Genomic DNA, 19202 nt, shown 5'->3' on the forward strand with positions numbered 1-19202 from the left:
ACCGCGGAATCGATCGCGTCCTATGGGACCCAGTCGACCGAACAGACGGAGTCTGTCGCTCCGCCGCTGAAAAAATTGAAGAAATGGTCGAGGTCCGAGCTCGGCTGACGGTTCGCAAATCGGCGCAGATCTCCGACACAAAGAGGCTCGCCCCATGAACCTCGCATCGAAACGGAGTTCTGTCGCTTCTTCCCCGGGAAGGCCCGCCGCCGAGGGAGCGGCGCCGGGCCCGAGGCTCGGATGGGCCGGCGTCGCCAGGCGAACCTTCGATAATATTTTCGATCACAGGCTGTTGTCGATCGCGGGCGGGGTCTCCTTTTTCGCGCTTTTCGCTCTGTTTCCGGCAATCGCGGCTCTCGTTGCGGTCTATTCGCTGTTTTCCGATCCAAACACGATAGCGGCGCATCTGCAGGCGCTCTCCAAAGTAGCGCCCAGCGGCGCAATCTCCGTGGTCGACGAGCAGCTGAAGCGTGTGGCGGCGCAGGGAAGCGCGACGCTCGGCTTTGCTTCCATCGTAGGCTTTCTTGTTTCGCTGTGGAGCGCCAATGCGGCCACGAAGGCGATTTTCGACGCCCTCAACGTCGTTTACGAGGAGCGTGAAAGCAGAGGCTTTTTTCGCCTGAACGCAATTTCGCTGGTTTTCACTTTGCTCGGCATTGTTTTCGTGTCGGCCGCGATCGCGGTGATGATCGGGCTGCCGCCGTTGCTGTCGCATCTGGGCGCGCCGGACGAGATCATGAAGTTGGTCAATATCTCGAGATGGCCTTTGATGCTCATAGTCTTCTGCATCGCCGTGGCCTTCCTTTATCGCTTCGGGCCCGACCGGACGCATGCGCGCTGGCGATGGATCAGCTGGGGCGGCGCCTTTGCGGGAATAGGCTGGATCATCGTGTCCCTGCTGTTCACCTTCTATGCGGAGCATTTCGGCCGTTTCAACGAAACCTACGGATCGCTCGGCGCCGTGATCGGCTTCATGATCTGGGTCTGGATATCGAATGTCGTGCTTCTTTTGGGCGGTGAAATCGACGCGGTGATCGAACGGCGGCCGCAGCAGGATCACGAACGTCAGGCTTCGCGAATCTGAAAGAAGCGGGTTCGAAGAGATTACGTTTCAATCCCGAGGGCCCACGCCTCGGCGATGTTGGAACCAAGGGGCGCTTTCCCTGTTACTCCGACAATGGCGGGCGTTTCCGAAAGGCAGCCCATGTCGATCGCGAGCCTCGGCGCATGAGGGAAGAACCATCTCCGCAAGAGAGATCGGATTCGTCCATGAGCGGAAGGGCCGAGCGCCAGGCAGTCGCCCCGCGGGCAGAAGAGCCGCATTTCGTTTCGCTGTGGATCGCCTTGATCGTCGGCGCAGTCGTGCTGCATGAACTGCAATGGATTCTCCTGCCATTCGTCATCGCCGGTCTGGTCGCTTTCCTGTGCACGCCTCTGGTCGATCGCCTTGGGCGCGGAAAATCGCATGGCGCGGCGACTGTGGCGGTGTTTCTCGTCATTGTCGGCGCCCTTGCGGCGCTGGGCCTGCTCGGAGCGCCGCCTCTCGCGCGGGAGCTCGCCCGCCTCGTGACGGACATGCGTCACACTTTCGAAATTCTGGCCAAGAGCACTGTGGGCGACGGAAACGTCAGCCTGTTTGGCCAGAGCATGAACGCCGAACAAATTGCGCAAGCGGCGACGGACGGCGTTCGTTCATGGATCGAACAGCCGGAACGCGTTCTCGCCCTCGGCGGCGTCGGCTTCGCCGGCCTGTTCGGCATGTTTCTGACCTGCGTGCTGCTGTTCTATCTGCTCCTGAGCGGACGGCGCATCATGGCCGGACTGATCTGGCTGGCGCCGCCCGAACGGCGGCCGCTGGTCGCGGAAACGCTCCGGCGACTCGATCCGGTTCTGAGGCGTTACTTCATAGGCGTCGTGATCGTCGTCATCTATGCGACGCTGGCGGCTTATGCCGGACTGGGGCTGATGCTCGGCATCCGCCACGCTGCTTTCCTCGCGCTCCTGACCGGACTGCTCGAAATGGTCCCCGTCGTAGGGCCGGCGGCATCCGCGCTGATCGCAGGACTCGTCGCCATTCGTCACGCCACGGGCATAGGACCGATCATCGGCTACGCCGTCTATGTCGCCGTTCTTCGTCTTTCCATCGACCAGCTGCTCGGTCCTCTGGTGCTGGGCGTTGCGGCGCAACTTCATCCCGTGGCGATCATCTTCGCATTTCTGGCCGGCGGAGCCCTCTTCGGCATTCCCGGAGTCATACTCGCCGCGCCCATGTTTCTGGTCGTGAAGGTTTCGCTCGCGACCTGGCGCAAGGAACCATTGCCGAGAGCGTGATCGCAAAACGGAAGGAGGAAACGAAGCCATGTTCGTTCGGCGAAAAGCTCTGCATTATCTTCGATCCAGGCTCGCGCCCGACCCGCCGTCCTTGCGGATCGTGTTCTGGGACGGGCAAAGCTATGATTTTGTCGATGCGCCCAGGGCGACCATCAGAATCTCTTCGCCGACAATCCTGAAAGCGCTCGTAAGGGGAAATTTCGAGGAGCTGGCCAGGGCCTATGTCGCTGGCGAGATCGAGGCGGAGGGGCCGATTTCGGAAGTGGTGGACGCCGGCGCGGGGCTCGCGGAAAGCCTGGAGACCCTCTCCTTCCTGGCGCGCGCCCGAGGCCTCGCGCGTTTCATTCCTTTTCCGAGATCGCGCCGGAAGGAAGCGGCCGACGCCGCCTATCACTACAATCTCTCGAATGATTTCTATCGGCTCTGGCTCGACGACAGAATGATCTACAGCTGCGCCTATTTCCGTAGCGGAAGGGAGGATATTCACACCGCTCAGTTGCAAAAGCTCGATCATGTCTGCTGCAAGCTCATGCTGCGCCCGGGCGACAGCTTCCTGGACGTCGGCTGCGGCTGGGGAGGCTTGCTGCGCTGGGCCGCGCGCTGCTACGGTGCGAGGGCGTTGGGCGTGACGGTCAGCGATCGTCAGTTCGCCTACGCCCGGGAGCAATTCAAGGCAATCGGCGCGGGCGCCGCGATCGAAGTGAGGCTCGACGACTTTCGCGACCTGAAAGGGATGCAGTTCGACAAGATCGCTTCTGTCGGCATGTATGAGCATGTGGGAGAGCGCAATCTTTCCGACTATTTTCGCACTGTATCGAAACTGCTGCGACCGGGCGGAGTCTTTCTCAACCACGGCGTCGTGGCGGGAGCCTCCGTCGGTCGATCTTCCGGGCCGGCCGGCGGCGGCTTCATAGAGAAATATGTTTTTCCGGGAGGATCGATCTCGCCTCTCTCGCGTTTGATGGCCGAAATCCCTTCGGCCGGGCTCGAAATAATCGACGTCGAAGATCTGCGTCCACATTATGCGAGGACACTACGACTGTGGTCGCAACGTCTCGAAGAGCGTCGCGACGAAGCGACGAGATTGATAGGACCGGAACGCTATCGCATCTGGCGCGCGTATCTCGCGGGGATGGCCTACGCTTTTGAAAGAGGCTGGCTGTCGATTGCTCAGATACTCGCCTGCAAGCCGCTGGAGGGCCATTCCGTCAGTCGCCCGTGGACGCGGGAATATCAATATGATCTCAACCCCGCTCCCCCGATGAGCGGAGACATCAGTACACACAACGATTGACCGCGTTGCGTTGCGCTGCTTCCCTGATCGTTCGGATTACATGGGTCGCTTTCGCTAATGAACAGCATCGAAGACATGCTTCATCGAGCTCCGGCGCCCGGCCTGCGCCATTCTCTGGCCCAACGCGCTCTCGGCGTTCTCGATCGGCGTCTGCGCGAGAGACTCGGCGTAGTCGAATATTCCGATTCATCGCGTTGCGTTTTTCGCATTCAACTGATCGCGAGCGACGAAGCCATTATGCTGGGAGACGGGACTCTCGTGCGGGCGGGCGAGCGGCTCATCGATCTTCACATCTGGAACGAACATGTTCCGTCCACGGGCGACCAGGGCCCGACCATGGGCTTCATCCGCCGCTTGAACGGCCAGATCGATTTTTCGCTCGCCGAACTCGCGGATCATCTCGAAAAGCGCGAAGATCTGAACGATGTGAAGGCGATCCGCGGCAATCTCGTTTTCGCTTCGAGAAGCCGGATCGCGCAGCTTGCGCGAATCGCCTCCGCTTACGGCTTTGAGCATATCCCTCGCCAGGTCGCGCCTACGATCGCCGAACGCCTGCATATCTTCGGCGAAAATATCCTTGTTTCAATGCTCGTCTTCATGCGCAATCCGAAAACGCTGCGGCGCGATACGCTCGCGCGCGACCGCACCCGGACTTTTCTTTCGCGGCAGGCGCTGCAGCGACGATATCCGCCATCGGGCCGCTCTGGAGGCGAGAGGGAAGAGAAAACGGGAAGAGTAGGCGACGCTGCATTGCGGCGCTCGCTGTGACTGCGCTGTCCAATCCGCAGATCGTGGTTCTGATCGGCGACGGCTTCGCCGCTTGCGCGATCCTCGGATGCCTTTATCTTTCCCTTGCAGCGATCATGGTGCTTCGCTTTCCAAGAGAGGAGAGCTTCGAAGAGATCGCTGCGCCGGTCACGGTGCTGAAGCCGCTGCACGGGGCGGAGCCCGGCCTGCTGCGCCGCGTCCGTTCCTGTTGCATGCAGAACTACCGCGGCGAGGTCCAGGTGGTTTGCGGCGTGCGCGATGTCGCCGATCCCGCCGCCGGCCAGATCGCGCCTATCGTCGGGGCTCAGGCCTTCGAGATCGAACTGATAGTGAACGCCGCCGAACACGGGCGAAACAGGAAAGTGTCGAACCTCGCGAACATGTTGCCGTCGGCGAGGCATGATATTCTCGTGATCGCCGACAGCGACATAGAGGTCGAGCCCGATTATCTCGCAAGAGTGGTGTCGCAACTGCATCGGCCCAATGTGGGGGCGGTGACCTGCCTTTATCATGGCGTCGCAGCCAAGGAAGGGTGGTCGGAATATGCCGCCCTCGCCATCAACGGCCATTTTCTGCCGAGCGCGATTTTCGCGGTGAGTTTCGGTCTGGCGCAACCCTGCTTCGGTTCGACCATCGCCCTTCGCAAGAGCGTGTTGCGCGGCTTCGGCGGGTTCGAGGCTTTCGCGGATCGACTCGCCGACGATTACGCCATAGGCGCCGCCGTGCGGTCGGCGGGAAAAGAGGTCTCCGTCGGCGCGTTCACCGTAGGACATATGTGTTCGATCGACAGCTTTCGCGGCTTGCTGTCGCAGGAGATGCGCGTGGCGCGCACGATCAGGAGCCTCGATCCGATCGGCTACGCCGGAACCTTCATAACCCACCCTTTCGCGCTCGCTCTGCTCAGCCTCGTTTTGGGCTGCGAATTCGGAGATCTGTTGGCTGTCCTCGCGCTGGCGTGCCGCGCTGCGCTATGCTTCGCGGTTGGATACGCATTCCGGCTGCGCCCGCAGCCCTATTGGATCATTCCCTTCAGGGATGCGCTTTCATTCGCGATCTATGCGGTAAGCTTCTTTGGCGAGATCGTAACCTGGAGAGGTTTCGACTATCGCGTGAACGCGGAAGGAAAACCGGCTCCCCACCGCGCCGCGTCGCAGCGGAAGGCGTGACGCGATGAGGTCGGGCGCGCCGCAGGGGAGGCCTCCATGCAAGCGTCTGGCGACCACCGCCGACGACTTCGGGCTCGCCATGGAGGTCAATGAAGCCGTCGAAGCGGCGCACCGGCGCGGCTTCCTTACCGCGGCGAGCCTCATGGTGGGCGCGGCGGCGGCGCAGGACGCAATCGCAAGAGCGCGTAAATTGCCGGAACTCGCTGTGGGGCTTCATGTCGTCGCCGTCGAAGGAAAGCCGGCGCTTGCACCAAATCTCATTCCAGCCCTGGTCGACGCCACGGGAAACCTGCGGCGCGATCTCGTCCGTTTTGGCGTCGACATCGCTCTCGGCAGAGAAACGCGCCGCCAGCTCGTGGCGGAAATAACCGCCCAGTTCGAATTATTCGAGCGTAGCGGGCTCGCCCTTTCCCATGTCGATGCGCATAAGCATTTTCTGCTTCACCCGATTGTCGCGGACATGATTCTTTCAGTGGGGTCGCGCTTCGGCATGCGCGTTCTCCGGGTTCCCTGCGAACCCCGGGCGATATTGGCGAAATGCGAGAAGCTGCCCTTCGCGCCCGCCGATTTCCTGTTCGAGGTCTGGGCGCTTGCGCTGAAGAGAAAAGCGATGCGGGCGGGTCTGCTGGTTCCGGACGCCGTTTACGGCCGGCGCTGGTCGGGCGCCTTCGACAGACGAAGGATGGCCGCGCTTATTCGAGCCATGGCGCCCGGATGGAACGAGATCTACTGTCATCCCGCGACGAGCTCCCGTTTCGCCGGAAGCGCGGCAGGCTATGAATACGAGGCCGAACTCGATGCGCTGCTCGCTCCCGATACGGCCGGAGCGCTGGAGGAATCCGGATTCCGCCTCGCCAACCGTCGTTAGCCCCTCTTTGCGCAGGATCAGCCGACCGCGAAGGATCCGAACGCATTTGCGCAAAAGCAGCGGGCTTTTGCGCGGGGGCCGCGCTCCAAGGTCATTGACGCAGCATGTTCCGTTCCAAAAACCGCGTCGCATTTTTTGGGAGCATGCTCTAAAAAATCTGGCGCGATTTCGCTTCCCTTGAGGCATTCCGCTCGAGGGATAGGCGCGCGAGGGGCGCGTCGCTCAGATAGCCGGCCGCCCGGAACCAGCCCACGGCGTCCCGCAACGCTTCGCTGTAAGGCCGCGGGCGCAGGCCGAGTTCACGCTCGGCCTTGGCGCTCGTAAAGAACATCCGCTGTCGCGCCATTCGGACTCCGGCGATGGTCGCGAGAGGTTCCCGGCGGGTAAAACATGCGAGCGCTTCGGCTCCGCAGGCGATCGGCAACGCCGAATACCACGGCATGCGGAACCACGGACCGCGCCGGCCCGTCATCTCCGCGATATCGTGCAGCAATCTCGAAAGCAGTACATTCTGTCCGCCGAGTATATAGCGTTCGCCGATTTTGCCGCGTTCCAGCGCCGCGAGATGTCCCATCGCGGCGTCCTCGACATGCAGCAGGTTGAGGCCGGTGTCGACGAAAGCGGGGATTCGTCCAGCGGCGGCTTCGAGAACGAGGCGGCCCGTCGGAGTCGGCCGGATGTCTCGCGGTCCCACCGGCGTCGAAGGATTGACGACGACGGCGGGGAGCCCTTCATGCTCGATCATTTCGAGCACGAGACGCTCTGCTGCGATCTTGCTGCGCTTATAAGCGCCGATGGCTTGTTCCTCGTTGGCGAGGATGGACTCGTCGGCGATGTCGTCCCGCCCGCTGCGGCCCAGAGTGGCGACGCTGCTCGTATAGACGACGCGCTCTACTCCGGCGCGCATCGCTTCCTGCATGACGATCCGGGCGCCCTCGACATTCGTGACGCGGGTCTCCCGAGGCGTGAGCGCCCACAGGCGGTAATCCGCCGCGACGTGGAAAGCATAGCGCGAGCCCGCGACGGCTCTCGCCACGCTGCTTCGATCGAGCAGGTCTCCCTCGAAATAACGAACCCCGTTTTCCGGCAGTTGGTCCCGACGACTGTTCCGGCGGACGAGCGCGTTTACGACGCAACCGCGCCTGACGAGTTGGCGGAGCAGCGCCGAACCCAGGAATCCGGTTGCTCCCGTAATGAAGACCGTCGTTCCAGCGTGCATCTAATCCCGCCCCAGATCATTTTTCCAAAAGGGCCGCCGCGCCAGGTCGGACGAACATAAACCCCCGTAAGAACAACATAAGGAGCCGGCGTGGAATGCCTACCTAGGAGATGTACGAGGAGTCCTGAAACCCGTAATTCCACCTCCTCAGGCGCCGCGGAACCAACATGGCGGCGGAGCATTACAAGGCGCGGCCCTTTCTTGCGCTGCCCGCCGGGCCGACTTTCCGATTGTGCGCGGGCGAGCGGAAGATTTCCATGAACACCGCAGAGTTTTCGAAGAGAGCGGCGATCTTCATCGGTCTCGCGCTAATTCCGTTCCTGGTTTGGCATCTGTTCAACGTCGTGCTGATCGCCGTCGGCGCGGTGCTGATCGCCACTTTGCTCAGCCTCGTGGCCGAGCCGTTCATAAGGTTGCGGCTGCCGAGATCCGTGGCGCTCGTCGCCTCCGGCCTCGTCGTCGCAGCGGTATTGTTCGAGGCGGCCTATTTGTTCGGGACCGGCGTCGGCTTCGAAATGCAGGAAGTGATGCGGCGCGTCGAGGAAGCCCAGCAGACCATCACGCAGTCGATGAACAATTCGCAGATCGGCAAGACCGTCCTCAGTCATCTTCAGGGACAGAATGTGCCGGTGGGGCAGTTGATCGGAGGCCTCTTCCATATCAGCGCGGCCTTTCTCGTGGCGGTCGTGGTGACGGTCTTCGCCGGCGTCTACCTCGCCGCGCAGCCGGCGCTTTACCTGACCGGGTTCGGCAAATTGTTTCCGCCTCAGTGGCGTGAAAACGCCGATGAGACGCTGGACCATCTCGCCCAGGGCCTGCGCCTGTGGATGCTGGGACAGCTTCTCGAAATGCTGATCATCGGCGTGCTCTCGGGCCTTGCGGTGTGGATGATCGGATTGCCTTCGCCTTTGGCGCTCGGCGTGATCGCGGGCGTCGCCGAATTCGTTCCCTATCTCGGCCCTATCGTCGCAGCGGTGCCTGCGGTGCTGGTCGCAATCACGCTCAATTCGACGGCGGTGCTGTGGACTTTGACAGCCTATGTCCTCATCCACCAGGCCGAAGGCCAGGTCGTGATGCCGATCATCCAGCGGCGCATGGTTTTCATCCCGCCTGCGCTCATGTTGATGAGCATTCTTGCGATCGGCTCCTTGTGGGGTGTTTCCGGAACGATCTTCGCCGCGCCGATTACGGTGATCCTGTTTGTGCTCGTCACCAAGCTTTACGTGCGTGATTCGCTCGGCGAGCCTGCGCCATTGCCCGGCGAGCCGGAAGCCGCGGAACAAAACATAGAGTAAGACCGCGAGCGGCGCCCGCCTCGCTCGAAAACGCTCCAGCGTCGGAACGGCGCAAGGGGCGAGCCAGTTGAACAACCGCGATAGGGAATGGCTGGTCTCTCCACAGGGTCGTCGCAGGGGCCGACGAAGAAACCGCAAATCGAACCATGCATATGGACGATGTTCGGGACTCCTTCGGGCTCGCCGTCTGCGTAGTGTGGCTGGTCAGCGTCATCCTTCTGGCGGCATTCGGCTACGTCGCTATTTCGGTGGCGCTGGAAACCAGCCCCGAGCGGACTCTTTTGCAGATATCCAACAGCGGCCGCCATCCGGCGCGTGCGATGAAGGAAGCGCATGCGCGCAAAGCCGCGGTCGCGAAGATCGAGAAGACGCATAGAAAGGAACCGGCCAAAACATCGCTCAAGGCCAATGAAAGCCGCAAGCAAGACAAGAAGCGCGCGATTTCGGTTCCGCGACGGGCCAAGCCCTTCCCGGCCCAGGGCTGACGAGGCGACGGCGGAGCTAACTCCAAATAGCACTGGACCGGAACCTTAAAACCGGCCCAACTTTCGTTCCTTGTCGCAACGGGGGACGAAGTCATGCTTCCGACTGGCGCAAAGCGGTTGCTTCGCGGATCGCCCCGGGTCGTTGTTCTCTTCGCCGTCGTCTGCGTCTTTTCGCCCGGCTCTCCGACCGTCGATCAGGACGCCGTTTCCCCGATGAAGGAAAGTTCGATCGATCCGCCCTGGCCGTTCCGCACGTCGGCGCCTGGGACGAATTCATCCTGCGCTCCGGCCGGATCTACCAACCTCCTCGATCCCCCAAGCCCTTCGCCGGACGGCGGCGATTCCTATTTCGAGCTCATCCACCGGGAGGCCGGCGCCGCAGCCATGCCCGCAGATCTCGCATATGCGGTGGCCTTTGTGGAAAGCGGCTTCAACCCCGAAGCCTCCGGCGACGTCGGCGAGGTCGGCTTGATGCAGGTGCGGCCGCAAACCGCGGCCATGCTGGGCTTTCGGGGCACGAACCGGGAGTTGGCGACGCCTGGGGCCAATGTCCGATATGGAGTGGCCTATCTCGCCGAGGCGTGGCGTCTCGCCGAGGGGGATCTGTGCCGGACCCTGATGAAATATCGCGCCGGCCATGGCGAAGAGCGCATGACGGCGCGGTCGGTCGAATATTGCGCTCGCGCCAAAGACTATCTCAAGCGCATCGGCTCTTCATTGGGCGCGAGGAGCCCTGTCGCCCCGGCGTCGGTTCGGCTTAATGTCGAACAGCCGCGGCGGTCGATCGAAATAAAAACCGCCGAGCGCAAATCGCCGCGGCCGACAGCGCTGCGTTTCGCCGGCCTTTCCGGATCGGATCGTTTCTGGGCGATGCACGAAGCCCGCATCCGGGCGATGAAAGAGCGCGTCTACGCAAAGTGGCGCCAGATGGCCCATCGCCACGCCCGTGAGCGGATCGCTTCGAGGACGTAGCCTTTGGGCCATGCGCCGGCGCCACGGGCTCCGGGACGAAAGCCGCCAAGCTGGAAAACTCTCGAAGAACTTACAGATAGCTCTTTGCGGGCAGGCGCGCAAAAGGGCCGAGGCGGGCTTTCGAAAGAAAGCGTCGCAAGCGGGTCTCGAAGATTCCCGGCGGCGTCGGGCCCGATCCGATCACAAAGATGGACGAGGCCGGTCATGTCAATGAAGTTATCAGCAGCCGCGGCGCTCGCCGCGCTTCTAGCTCTTGCCGGCGGCGCCGGCGCGCAAGAAGACAACATGCCTTCGTGCAATCCTTCTTCCGGGCGCGGCGCCGCGAGAATCGACTGCCTCAATCGCATAACGCGCGCCCTCAACGACCGGATAGGCGCGCTGGAGGCGCAGTTGACGAAATTCCAGCAGAACCAGCAGTCGTCCGACAACGCCCAATATCTGCGCCGATCCGATCTCGACGGCGCGCTCAACAATGCGCTCAGCGGCTATGTCAAATATAATGCGCCGATCGCGATCAATGTGCAGAGCGAACCGAGCACCAATCAATCGAATGGAAGCTGCCTCGCGGCGGATATGGTCCAGGAGGGCGTCGTCATCGACAAGCCTTGCAGCTTCGATTCCAAGTCCGAGATGAGATGGCAGCTGCTGCCGGCGATGAAGACCTCGGCCTTCAATCGTTAGCGGGCGCCCGGATTTACGCCTCTTTGCGCGCGAAGACGATTTGCGTATCGCCATAACGGCGGTTTTCGTCCTGCAGGATTCCGGGCGGGAGATCCACTGCGACTCCCGCCGATTCCTCGATAACCACGATCGCGCCGGGCGCGAGCCAACCGCCCCCGAGCAATTCGGCGAGCGCGAGCGGGGCCAACCCCTTGCCATAAGGCGGATCGAGAAAAGCCAGCGAAAAAACCTCGCCTGCTGGCGCGGCGCCGAGCTTGGCGGCGTCCCTGCGGAAGACGCGGGTGACGCCGCCGAGGCCGAGCTTTTCGATATTTTCGCGGAGCAGCGCGCGCGCCTCGGCGCCGCTGTCCACGAACATCGCCCGGGCCGCGCCGCGGGAGAGCGCCTCGAACCCCAGCGCGCCCGTGCCCGCAAAAACGTCGATCACCGCCGCGTCTCGCGCCGGGTCGTCATAGGCGTGGGCGAGGATATCGAAAATCGACTCTCTCAACCGGTCCGAGGTCGGCCGCACATTCTGCGTTTTCGGCCCCGCCAATGCGCGCCCACGCAGGGCGCCTCCGACGATGCGCATGGCTTAGCGCGGGCCTTTCGGGCCGCGGGCGGGAGGCTTGCCGCCGCGCGGAGATCCGCCGCCGGGCCGCCCCCGCGGCTTCCCGTCCCCCTTCGGCTTGCCGCGGGGCGGGCCTTTCCCGTCAGCGGCCGCGCTGCGCGGGGGGCGGCGGCCTTCGAAAGCGGGGCGTTCGCCGAAAGTTTTCTCACGCGGGGCGCGTTCCCGTTGCGGCGCGGCTTCGGCGGAGCGACGCTGCGGCCTTTCGAACTCGCGGTTTTTCGCTCCCTCGGCGCGCTGGGGACGGCGGCCTTCGAAGGCGGGGCGCTCGCCGAAAGATTTCTCACGCGGGGCGCGTTCCCGTTGTGGCGAGGCTTCGGCGGAGCGACGCTGCGGCCTTTCGAACTCGCGGTTTTTCGCGCCCTCGGCGCGCTGGGGGCGGCGGCCTTCGAAGGCGGGGCGTTCGCCGAAAGATTTCTCACGCGGGGCACGTTCCCGTTGGGGCGCGGCCTCCCGGTCACGGCGCTGGGGCCTTTCAAACTCGCGGCTCTCGGCCCGCGGGGGCCGCGGCGATCTTGTCGCCTTATCCACCCCCGCGGGGGCTCTTTCGCGGCGCACACGGGATTCGCCCTGCCCGGAGGAAGCCGCGCGCACCGGTCTTCCGGCGTCCTGCGCGCGCGCGGGTTTTTCCCCGGAGCGCGCGCGTGGTTTGCGATCGAGCGGCGCGTCCTGGTCGCGCCTGATGGCGGCGAAACGGCGCGCATTGCGGGTCCCTTCGGCGGGTTTCTCGCCCTTGACGACGATCCGCTCCACCGCCACGGAGCGACCCTTGCGATCGGCGGTGACGGCGCGCTCAACCCGGGCGCGCGGCGTCTGCCGGGCGTCGGTCTCCCGCTGCTTACGCAGCGACGAAACATGCTGGCGCGGACGGCTTTCGTCCTTGCGGCGCTTCTCCTGCGCTTCGGCCGCGGAGGGCGGCTCCCGCAGGCCCGAAGAAAAGTCGACGCCCGCGAGTTCGGCGAGGCCTTTTCCGAGCTGATCGCGCAGAACCTTGAGCTTGACCTCTTCGACCGCGCCTTCCGCCAGGTCGCCGAGCTGGAACGGCCCGAAAGAAATGCGGATGAGACGGTTCACGTCCAGAGCCAGATGCTCCAGAACGCGCTTGATCTCGCGGTTCTTGCCTTCGGTGAGGCCCATGGTGAGCCAGGCGTTGGCGCCCTGCACCCGGTCGAGCCGCGCCTCGATCGGCGCATAGGCCACGCCTTCGACGGTGACGCCTCTGGCCAGCGTGTCGAGCTGCGCCTGATCGACCTCGCCATGGGCGCGCACGCGATAGCGGCGAGTCCAGCCGGTCGCCGGAAGTTCGAGCGTGCGCGCGAGGCCGCCGTCATTGGTGAGCAGCAGCAGGCCTTCGGTGTTGATGTCGAGCCGGCCCACGCTCACGACGCGCGGCAGGTCGGGCCAGCGCTCGGAAAGAAAATCGAAGACGGTTTGCCGCCCTTCGGGGTCTTTCGCGCTGGTGACGAGGCCTGCGGGCTTGTGGAACAGGAACAGCCGGGTGCGCTCGCGCTCGGCCATCGGCTTGCCGTCGATGAGGATATTGTCCCCCTCGCGGATGTTGAAGGCCGGACTTGCGAGCGTTTTTCCATTGACCGAGACGCGGCCTTCCGCGATCCACTGTTCGGCGTCGCGCCGCGAGCAGGCTCCCGCGCGCGCCATCACCTTGGCGACGCGCTCGCCTTCGAATTCTTTTTCCGGCGGCGCGCTCGGTGCGGCGCGGCGGCGCATGGGCTTTTCGCCGCCCTTGGCGGGGGCGCGGGAACGTCTTGGTTTGTCATCGGTCATGAGCTTTGATAGCAGGCAAAGCGAGGCGAATGAAAGGGCGAAGCGAAGCCGCCATGAAACACGACCCTTTCGAGGCCGCTTTCGCCGCCGCGCGGCGGGCCGCGCAACAGGGCGAGACGCCGGTCGGCGCGGCGATTGCGCGCAGCGGCAAGATCATCGCCGCCGCCGGCAATCGCACGATTTCCGACCGCGACCCCACCGCCCATGCCGAGATATTGGCGATTCGCGCCGCCTGCGCAGAGCTGGGCTCCGAGCGGCTGATCGATTGCGATCTCTATGTGACGCTCGAGCCCTGCGCCATGTGCGCGGGAGCGATTTCCTTCGCCCGCATCCGGCGGCTGTATTTTAGCGCGAGTGATCCCAAAGGGGGCGCGGTGGAACATGGCGCGAGGTTTTTCTCTCAAGCAACCTGCCACCACGCGCCCGAGGTCTATGGGGGGTTGCGCGAAAGCCAGGCCGCGCAAATGCTGCGGGAGTTTTTTCAGGCCCGGCGGTGAGGCGGGGCAGTTCTTCGCGCCGGGAGCTGTCATTGCGAGCGCAGCGAAGCAATCCAGGGGCAAAGCAGGAAATAAAAATAGACTTATTTGTCGATTAAAAATAAGAAATGACGCTTGATGTGGCTCTGGATTGCTTCACCGCGCTCGCAGTGACGGGCGCAGGGCGCCCGTATTACTTCTATCGTTTACAGAACTTCGCCGCTATCCCAGTACAGATTTTCACGGCGCCCGGCTACTCAAAGAAACCCTTCCAGCGCCTTCAGCACCGCCTCGGGCGCTTCTTCCGCGAGGTAATGGCCGCTGTCGATAGCCTCGCCGCGAAGATCGCTCGCCCACTCCCGCCAGCTTTCGAGCAGCGAGGGCTGCTGCGGAAAATGCGCGGCGCTCCAGAGCAGCTGCGTTGGCACGATGATCTTTTTGCCCGCCGCCTTGTCGGCGAGCAGCTGCTCCTTGTCGACCCCTTCGCCGGCGCGAAAGTCCTCGCAAAAGGCATGGATGCGCAGGGGATCGGCGAAGGCTGCGCAATAGGCCTCCAGGGCCGTGTCACCGAAGGGATCGAGGGTCTTGTCGCGGGTTCCGTTCTGCAGCGCGTCGATCAGAAAACCGCCGGGGTCCATGGCGATCAGATTTTCGGGACGCGGCGCCTCGAAGCTCATGAATTTGGCGCGGCCGACCCGCTGGAGATTGGAGTCGCCGACACCCTCTTCCAGCGGGGCGATGTCGAGCAGGGCGAGCCTCGTAAGCCGGCCGGGATGATCGAGGGCGAGGCGCATGCCGACCCTCGCCCCGCGGTCGTGGCCGACCAGCGCAAATTGCACATGGCCGAGCTCTTCCATCACCGTTACGGCGTCCTCGGCCATCAGGCGCTTGGCGTAGCTCTTGCCGTTCTCGCTGTCGGGGACGGAGGACCAGCCATAGCCGCGAAGGTCCATGACGACGACGAAGAAGCGCTCGGCGAGGCGAGAGGCGATCTTCCGCCAGGCGATATTGGTCTCGCCGAAGCCGTGCAGCAGCAGCACCGGCGCTCCCGCGCCATGGGAGCGGGCGAAGATCTTGCCGGCTTGCGTGTCGATCCAATGAGAGGCGAAGCCGGGGTAGAAGTCGTGTGAGTTGGACATGTCCGGAGAGGCTTGGTGGTTGGAGGAGTGCTGCGCGGACGTTGGCGCACCCCCGGAGGCATCGGCGTTTTCGACGCCGAGCTCCTTGAGCCGGAGGCGTTCCGCCTCGCTCAAGGCTTTTGGGGTCGCCACGGCCCAACGGCGTTTGCGGGCGGCGCTCCAGATCGCCGAGCCTCCGCCGATAAGGACCAGCAGCGGCGCAAGCCAGAGCAGCAGCGTCTCCGGCTTGAACGGCGGGCGCAGCAGCACGAAATCGCCATAGCGCGAGACCACGAAGTTACGGACCTGCTCGTCGGTGGCGCCGACCTTGATCTGTTCGCGCACCAGCGTGCGCAGATCCTTGGCAAGCGGCGCGTCGGAATCGTCGATGGACTGGTTCTGGCAGACGAGACAGCGCAATTCGCCCGAAATGTTGCGCGCACGGGCTTCCAGCGCCGGGTCCGAAAGCTTTTCGCTGGGCTCCAGCGCGAAAGCCGAGAACGGAACCGCAAGGCCGGCAAGAAGGGAGAAGGTTTTCAGAGACTGTTTCATTCGGCCGCCTGCGGCAAGGGGGCGCTCGCGCGCCTTGCGACGCCGATGCGCAATCTCCGGTCGGCGAGCGAAAATGCGCCGCCGAGCGCCATGACCAGAGCGCCGATCCAGATCAGCGTGACCAGCGGCTTGTAATAAAGGCGCGCGTCGACGGTTCCATCGGCGTGAGATTCGCCCAGCGCGGCATAGACCTGGCCGAGGCCGAGAGTGGCGATGCCGGCCTCGGTGCGGGCCATTTTGCGCGCCTGGTAGAAGCGCTTGGCGGGTTCGATCCGGGCAACGACCGCGCCGTCTCGCCTCACGTCCATTGTGGCGTAGGTTTCGGTGTAGTTCGGCCCGCTGCGCGGCGCGATATCGGTAAGGACGATCCGATAGGGGCCGACCTCGTACGCATTGCCGACGCTCATGGTGACGATGTTCTCGACGCCCCAGCCGGTGGCGGCGAGGCCGAGCAGCGACAGGCCCATTCCGGCATGGGCTATGGCCGTGCCGAAGGCCGACAGCGGAAGGCCCAAGAACCGCGCGAGCGTCGCCCCCGGCGAGCCGCCGCGCAGAAGCGCCCTTTGCATCAGCTCGGAGAGCGAACCGACCACGAGATAGACGGCGACGCCCGCTGCGACCACCGAAAGCCAGGGCGCGCCCTCGAAAGCGCCGAAGGCGCCGAGCGCCAGCAGTCCGGCGACGAAGGCGGCGCGCAGCCGCTGCAGGGCGGCGGGAAGATCGCCGCGCTTCCAGGCCAGCATCTGCCCGATGGGAATGAGCAGGGCGAGCGGCAAAGCGATGGGGATCAGCACCGTATTGAAGAAGGGCGCGCCGACAGAGATTTTCTCCCCCGTCATGGCTTCGAGCGCCAGCGGATAAAGCGTGCCGATGACCACCGTGGCGCAGCACACCGTCAAAAGCAGATTGTTCACCACCAGCGCGCCCTCGCGCGAGATCGGGGTGAAAAGCCCGCCGACCGGTAGGGCGCCGGCCCGCAGGGCGAACAGCGCGAGCGCGCCGCCGATGAAGAAGACCAGAATCGCCAGGATGAAGACGCCGCGCTCGGGATCGCTGGCGAAGGCGTGGACCGAGGTCAGCACGCCGGAGCGCACCAGGAAGGTGCCGAGCAGCGAGAGCGAAAAGGCCAGGATCGAAAGGAAAATGGTCCAGATCTTGAGCGCCTCGCGCTTTTCCATGACCGCGGCGCTGTGGACCAGCGCGGTGCCCGCGAGCCAGGGCATCAGCGAGGCGTTTTCGACCGGATCCCAGAACCAGAATCCGCCCCAGCCGAGCGTGTAATAGGCCCAGTAAGAACCCATCGCGATGCCGAGCGTCAGGCTCAGCCAGGCCCCCAGCGTCCAGGGCCGGATGATGCGGGCCCAGGCGGCGTCGATGCGCCCGCCGATGAGGGCGGCGGCGGCGAAGGAGAACACCACCGAGAAGCCGACATAGCCGAGGTACAGCAGCGGAGGATGAATAGCGAGGCCGGGGTCCTGCAGGATCGGGTTGAGGTCGCGCCCTTCCCAGGGCGCCTGCGCGACGCGGGCGAAGGGATTGGAAGTCAGCAGGATGAAGAGCAGGAAAGCCGCGCCCAGGAGTCCCTGCATCGCCAGCGTGTCGGCGCGAAGCCGCGCCGGCATGGCGGCCGAGAAGGCGGCGATCAGCGCCCCGCAGAAGGAAAGCACCAGCACCCACAAAAGCATGGAGCCTTCGTGGTTCCCCCACACGCCGGAAATCTTGTAGATCAAGGGCTTGGCCGAATGGGAGTTCTCGATCACATTGAGAAGCGAGAAATCCGAAGCGACATGGGCGTAGGTGAGCGCGCCATAAGCCAGGGCGACCAGCGCGAATTGCGCGATCGCCGCCGGGCGTGCGACCCCCATCAGGGCGCTGTCGCCGAGGCGGGCGCCCGCAAAGGGAATGAAAGCCTGGGCCAGCGCAAGGGCCAGCGCCAGAACGAGGGCGAAATGTCCGGTTTCGACGATCATGCGCGCCTCATTTCTTTTCGCCCTGCCAGACGCCTTGTTTCTTGAGCGCTTCGGCCACGTCGCGCGGCATGTAGCGCTCGTCGTGCTTGGCCAGCACGCTGTCGGCGCGGAACCTGCCCTCGCCGGCGAGCACGCCGTCCGCGACCACGCCCTGTCCCTCGCGGAAGAGATCCGGCAGCAGCCCGGTATAGGTCACGGCCACTTCTTTGGCGGTGTCGGTGATTACGAAGCTCACGTCGCGGCCCTCGCCTTTGACGACCGAGCCCTGCTTCACCAGGCCGCCGATGCGCAGCCGCGCGCCGGGCGCCGGGTGTTTTTCGACGAGTTGCGTCGGCGTGTAGAAGAACACGATATTGTCGCGCAGCGCGAACATGACCAGTCCGGCCGCGAGCCCGAGCGCCGCCAGGGCGCCGGAAATGAGCGTCAGCCGTTTGCCTTTGCGCGTCATGGCTACCTTCCGATGTTCAATTGTTCGGCCAGCGCGTCGAGCCGGGCGACTTCCTGCGGCTTGCCCGACAGCGCCTTTTTGCCGTCGCTGAGCGCGGTTTTGGCTTTATCGGGCTCGGACAGCACGCTGTAGGCGCGGATCAGCTTCAGCCAGCCTTCCACGTCGTCGCCCTTTTGGGCAAGGCGCTCCGCGAGCCTCGCCACCATGCCGCGGATGGTCGCCTCCTGCTGGCTTCTGGGCAGGGCCGCGATGGCCTTGCCCTGTTCCGTGGCCGGGCCCTCGGCGGTCGTCGCCGCCGGCTGCTCCGCCGCGGGGCCGCCGGACAATTTGTCGAGCTGGCCCTGGACGAGGTCGCGATAACCGGCCTGCGAGGGCGCGTCGGCCAGCAGCTTCGTCCAGATGTCGCGCGCTTTTTCGCTCTCGCCTTCCTGCGCTGCGCCGAGGCCGAGATAATAGCGCGCCATGGCGTCTTTTTCGTCGAGGGCGAGGGCGGCGTCGAACTGGCGGCGCGCCGCCGGCGTCACCTCGCCTTGCGCGGCGATGACGATGGCTTCGCCGAGCGCGTCGTGACGGGTCGGCGTCGCGCCCAGCAGCCGCAAGGCTTCGCCAAAGGCGTGCACGGCTTCTTCATAGCGGCCGTTGCGCAGATAGAAGGGGGCGACCACCTCGAAGCCGCGCCCGTCCTCGGGATGCTGGACGAGATGGGCCTCGATCTGGGCCACGGCTGCGGAAAGATCCTGATGCGGCGGGGTCTTCGCCAGCCGCTCGGCCAGAGGCATATCCGGCAGATTGGCGGAGCCTAGATGAAGATAGAGCGGCAAAGCGACGACCGGAACCAGAACCACGGTCGCGACGGCGGCGGCAGCGCGCAATTTTCCCGATGCGAGAGAGGTTTTCTCCCCCGTCTGGCTGGCGCGCAAAAGCCGGCGCGCGGCCTCCAGCCGGGCGGCCTCGGCGTCGCCGGGGTCGAGCCGTCCTTCGGCGCATTCGCGCTCGATTTCCGCGATCTGCTCGCTGAAAAAGGCTTTGTCGGTGGCGCTCGCGTCGGCGGGCGCGTTTTTTCGGGCGAGCGGCGCGAGCACGGCCATGACGGCGGCGCCGGTGAGAAGGGCGAAAACGAGCCAGATCATGCGTGTTTGTTTAGAGGGTTGCGCCGGGCTTTGGAAG

Annotated in this window: 18 protein-coding genes; 11 read left to right on the top strand and 7 right to left on the bottom strand. The window is 64.3% G+C overall.

The window, feature by feature from the left end; genetic code table 11:
* The first annotated feature begins 154 nt into the window (after positions 1-154).
* The 6 genes from H2LOC_RS16545 (at position 155) to hpnK (ending at position 6427) form a co-directional block, all read left to right on the top strand.
* Entirely contained in the window at positions 155-1084 is a 930-nt protein-coding gene (locus tag H2LOC_RS16545) for a YihY/virulence factor BrkB family protein (RefSeq protein ID WP_136497882.1), read from the top strand.
* Positions 1085-1269: 185 nt separating this feature from the next.
* Positions 1270-2331 (top strand): AI-2E family transporter, encoded by a 1062-nt coding sequence (locus H2LOC_RS16550; RefSeq protein WP_162009793.1) that lies wholly within the window; start codon positions 1270-1272, stop codon positions 2329-2331.
* A 28-nt stretch (positions 2332-2359) separates the two neighbouring features.
* Entirely contained in the window at positions 2360-3625 is a 1266-nt protein-coding gene (locus H2LOC_RS16555; RefSeq protein WP_136497880.1) for a class I SAM-dependent methyltransferase, read from the top strand.
* A gap of 57 nt (positions 3626-3682) precedes the next feature.
* Positions 3683-4393: a YkoP family protein gene (locus tag H2LOC_RS16560; RefSeq protein ID WP_136497879.1), complete on the top strand. Its 711-nt coding sequence runs from the start codon at positions 3683-3685 to the stop codon at positions 4391-4393.
* On the top strand, positions 4390-5559 hold the full coding sequence (gene hpnI / locus H2LOC_RS16565; RefSeq protein WP_162009794.1) for a bacteriohopanetetrol glucosamine biosynthesis glycosyltransferase HpnI: 1170 nt from the start codon (positions 4390-4392) through the stop codon (positions 5557-5559). The genes H2LOC_RS16560 and hpnI overlap by 4 nt, the downstream gene beginning before the upstream one ends.
* A 4-nt stretch (positions 5560-5563) precedes the next feature.
* Positions 5564-6427, top strand: a complete 864-nt coding sequence (gene hpnK / locus H2LOC_RS16570) for a hopanoid biosynthesis-associated protein HpnK (RefSeq protein WP_136497877.1) — start codon at positions 5564-5566, stop codon at positions 6425-6427.
* Between the two features lie 148 nt (positions 6428-6575).
* On the opposite strand, the gene hpnA is transcribed toward hpnK, so the two are convergent.
* Positions 6576-7646 carry a hopanoid-associated sugar epimerase gene (gene hpnA, locus H2LOC_RS16575; protein ID WP_136497876.1) on the bottom strand — a complete coding sequence of 357 codons (1071 nt, stop codon included), beginning with the start codon at positions 7644-7646 and terminating at the stop codon, positions 6576-6578.
* Between the two features lie 257 nt (positions 7647-7903).
* Between hpnA and H2LOC_RS16580 the strand changes: the two genes are divergently transcribed.
* The 4 genes from H2LOC_RS16580 to H2LOC_RS16595 all read left to right on the top strand — a co-directional run bounded on the left by H2LOC_RS16580 (position 7904) and on the right by H2LOC_RS16595 (position 11079).
* Complete coding sequence (locus tag H2LOC_RS16580; RefSeq protein WP_136497875.1) at positions 7904-8941, top strand: AI-2E family transporter; 1038 nt, start codon at positions 7904-7906, stop codon at positions 8939-8941.
* A 152-nt stretch (positions 8942-9093) separates the two neighbouring features.
* Entirely contained in the window at positions 9094-9426 is a 333-nt protein-coding gene (locus tag H2LOC_RS16585; protein ID WP_136497874.1) for a hypothetical protein, read from the top strand.
* A gap of 93 nt (positions 9427-9519) precedes the next feature.
* The gene (locus H2LOC_RS16590) at positions 9520-10398 is read left to right on the top strand and encodes a lytic transglycosylase domain-containing protein (protein ID WP_246206868.1); all 879 of its coding nucleotides are present in this window, start codon (positions 9520-9522) and stop codon (positions 10396-10398) included.
* 210 nt (positions 10399-10608) lie between these two features.
* Complete coding sequence (locus H2LOC_RS16595; protein ID WP_136497872.1) at positions 10609-11079, top strand: hypothetical protein; 471 nt, start codon at positions 10609-10611, stop codon at positions 11077-11079.
* A gap of 13 nt (positions 11080-11092) precedes the next feature.
* Here H2LOC_RS16595 and rsmD read toward each other — a convergent pair whose 3' ends face one another.
* Both rsmD and H2LOC_RS16605 read right to left on the bottom strand, forming a co-directional pair.
* Positions 11093-11650, bottom strand: a complete 558-nt coding sequence (gene rsmD / locus H2LOC_RS16600) for a 16S rRNA (guanine(966)-N(2))-methyltransferase RsmD (RefSeq protein WP_136497871.1) — start codon at positions 11648-11650, stop codon at positions 11093-11095.
* A 3-nt stretch (positions 11651-11653) separates the two neighbouring features.
* On the bottom strand, positions 11654-13414 hold the full coding sequence (locus tag H2LOC_RS16605; RefSeq protein WP_154331756.1) for a pseudouridine synthase: 1761 nt from the start codon (positions 13412-13414) through the stop codon (positions 11654-11656).
* A gap of 110 nt (positions 13415-13524) precedes the next feature.
* Here H2LOC_RS16605 and H2LOC_RS16610 point away from each other — a divergent pair, with 110 nt between their 5' ends.
* Positions 13525-13968, top strand: a complete 444-nt coding sequence (locus H2LOC_RS16610) for a nucleoside deaminase (RefSeq protein WP_202620483.1) — start codon at positions 13525-13527, stop codon at positions 13966-13968.
* A 236-nt stretch (positions 13969-14204) separates the two neighbouring features.
* Here the strand turns inward: H2LOC_RS16610 and H2LOC_RS22025 are convergent, their stop codons facing one another.
* From H2LOC_RS22025 to ccmI, 4 genes are read right to left on the bottom strand one after another with little or no spacing between them, the layout of a single operon-like run.
* The gene (locus tag H2LOC_RS22025; RefSeq protein WP_136497868.1) at positions 14205-15617 is read right to left on the bottom strand and encodes an alpha/beta fold hydrolase; all 1413 of its coding nucleotides are present in this window, start codon (positions 15615-15617) and stop codon (positions 14205-14207) included.
* Positions 15614-17587: a heme lyase CcmF/NrfE family subunit gene (locus H2LOC_RS16620; protein WP_136497867.1), complete on the bottom strand. Its 1974-nt coding sequence runs from the start codon at positions 17585-17587 to the stop codon at positions 15614-15616. Before H2LOC_RS16620 ends, H2LOC_RS22025 begins: the two co-directional genes overlap by 4 nt.
* A 7-nt stretch (positions 17588-17594) precedes the next feature.
* On the bottom strand, positions 17595-18035 hold the full coding sequence (gene ccmE, locus H2LOC_RS16625; protein ID WP_136497866.1) for a cytochrome c maturation protein CcmE: 441 nt from the start codon (positions 18033-18035) through the stop codon (positions 17595-17597).
* A 2-nt stretch (positions 18036-18037) separates the two neighbouring features.
* Positions 18038-19165, bottom strand: coding sequence for a c-type cytochrome biogenesis protein CcmI (gene ccmI, locus H2LOC_RS16630; protein ID WP_136497865.1), 1128 nt, complete (start codon positions 19163-19165; stop codon positions 18038-18040).
* Positions 19166-19202: the final 37 nt, after the last annotated feature.

The organism is Methylocystis heyeri (genome assembly GCF_004802635.2).
GTDB lineage: Bacteria > Pseudomonadota > Alphaproteobacteria > Rhizobiales > Beijerinckiaceae > Methylocystis > Methylocystis heyeri.

Bases quoted from the DNA above. Each gene is read 5' to 3' on its own strand.
- H2LOC_RS16545 (WP_136497882.1), top strand. From the start codon at position 155: ATGAACCTCGCATCGAAACGGAGTTCTGTCGCTTCTTCCCCGGGAAGG.
- H2LOC_RS16550 (WP_162009793.1), top strand. From the start codon at position 1,270: ATGAGCGGAAGGGCCGAGCGCCAGGCAGTCGCCCCGCGGGCAGAAGAG.
- H2LOC_RS16555 (WP_136497880.1), top strand. From the start codon at position 2,360: ATGTTCGTTCGGCGAAAAGCTCTGCATTATCTTCGATCCAGGCTCGCG.
- H2LOC_RS16560 (WP_136497879.1), top strand. From the start codon at position 3,683: ATGAACAGCATCGAAGACATGCTTCATCGAGCTCCGGCGCCCGGCCTG.
- hpnK (WP_136497877.1), top strand. From the start codon at position 5,564: ATGAGGTCGGGCGCGCCGCAGGGGAGGCCTCCATGCAAGCGTCTGGCG.
- hpnA (WP_136497876.1), bottom strand. From the start codon at position 7,646: ATGCACGCTGGAACGACGGTCTTCATTACGGGAGCAACCGGATTCCTG.
- H2LOC_RS16580 (WP_136497875.1), top strand. From the start codon at position 7,904: ATGAACACCGCAGAGTTTTCGAAGAGAGCGGCGATCTTCATCGGTCTC.
- H2LOC_RS16585 (WP_136497874.1), top strand. From the start codon at position 9,094: ATGGACGATGTTCGGGACTCCTTCGGGCTCGCCGTCTGCGTAGTGTGG.
- H2LOC_RS16590 (WP_246206868.1), top strand. From the start codon at position 9,520: ATGCTTCCGACTGGCGCAAAGCGGTTGCTTCGCGGATCGCCCCGGGTC.
- H2LOC_RS16595 (WP_136497872.1), top strand. From the start codon at position 10,609: ATGAAGTTATCAGCAGCCGCGGCGCTCGCCGCGCTTCTAGCTCTTGCC.
- rsmD (WP_136497871.1), bottom strand. From the start codon at position 11,650: ATGCGCATCGTCGGAGGCGCCCTGCGTGGGCGCGCATTGGCGGGGCCG.
- H2LOC_RS16605 (WP_154331756.1), bottom strand. From the start codon at position 13,414: ATGCGCCGCCGCGCCGCACCGAGCGCGCCGCCGGAAAAAGAATTCGAA.
- H2LOC_RS16610 (WP_202620483.1), top strand. From the start codon at position 13,525: ATGAAACACGACCCTTTCGAGGCCGCTTTCGCCGCCGCGCGGCGGGCC.
- H2LOC_RS22025 (WP_136497868.1), bottom strand. From the start codon at position 15,617: ATGAAACAGTCTCTGAAAACCTTCTCCCTTCTTGCCGGCCTTGCGGTT.
- H2LOC_RS16620 (WP_136497867.1), bottom strand. From the start codon at position 17,587: ATGATCGTCGAAACCGGACATTTCGCCCTCGTTCTGGCGCTGGCCCTT.
- ccmE (WP_136497866.1), bottom strand. From the start codon at position 18,035: ATGACGCGCAAAGGCAAACGGCTGACGCTCATTTCCGGCGCCCTGGCG.
- ccmI (WP_136497865.1), bottom strand. From the start codon at position 19,165: ATGATCTGGCTCGTTTTCGCCCTTCTCACCGGCGCCGCCGTCATGGCC.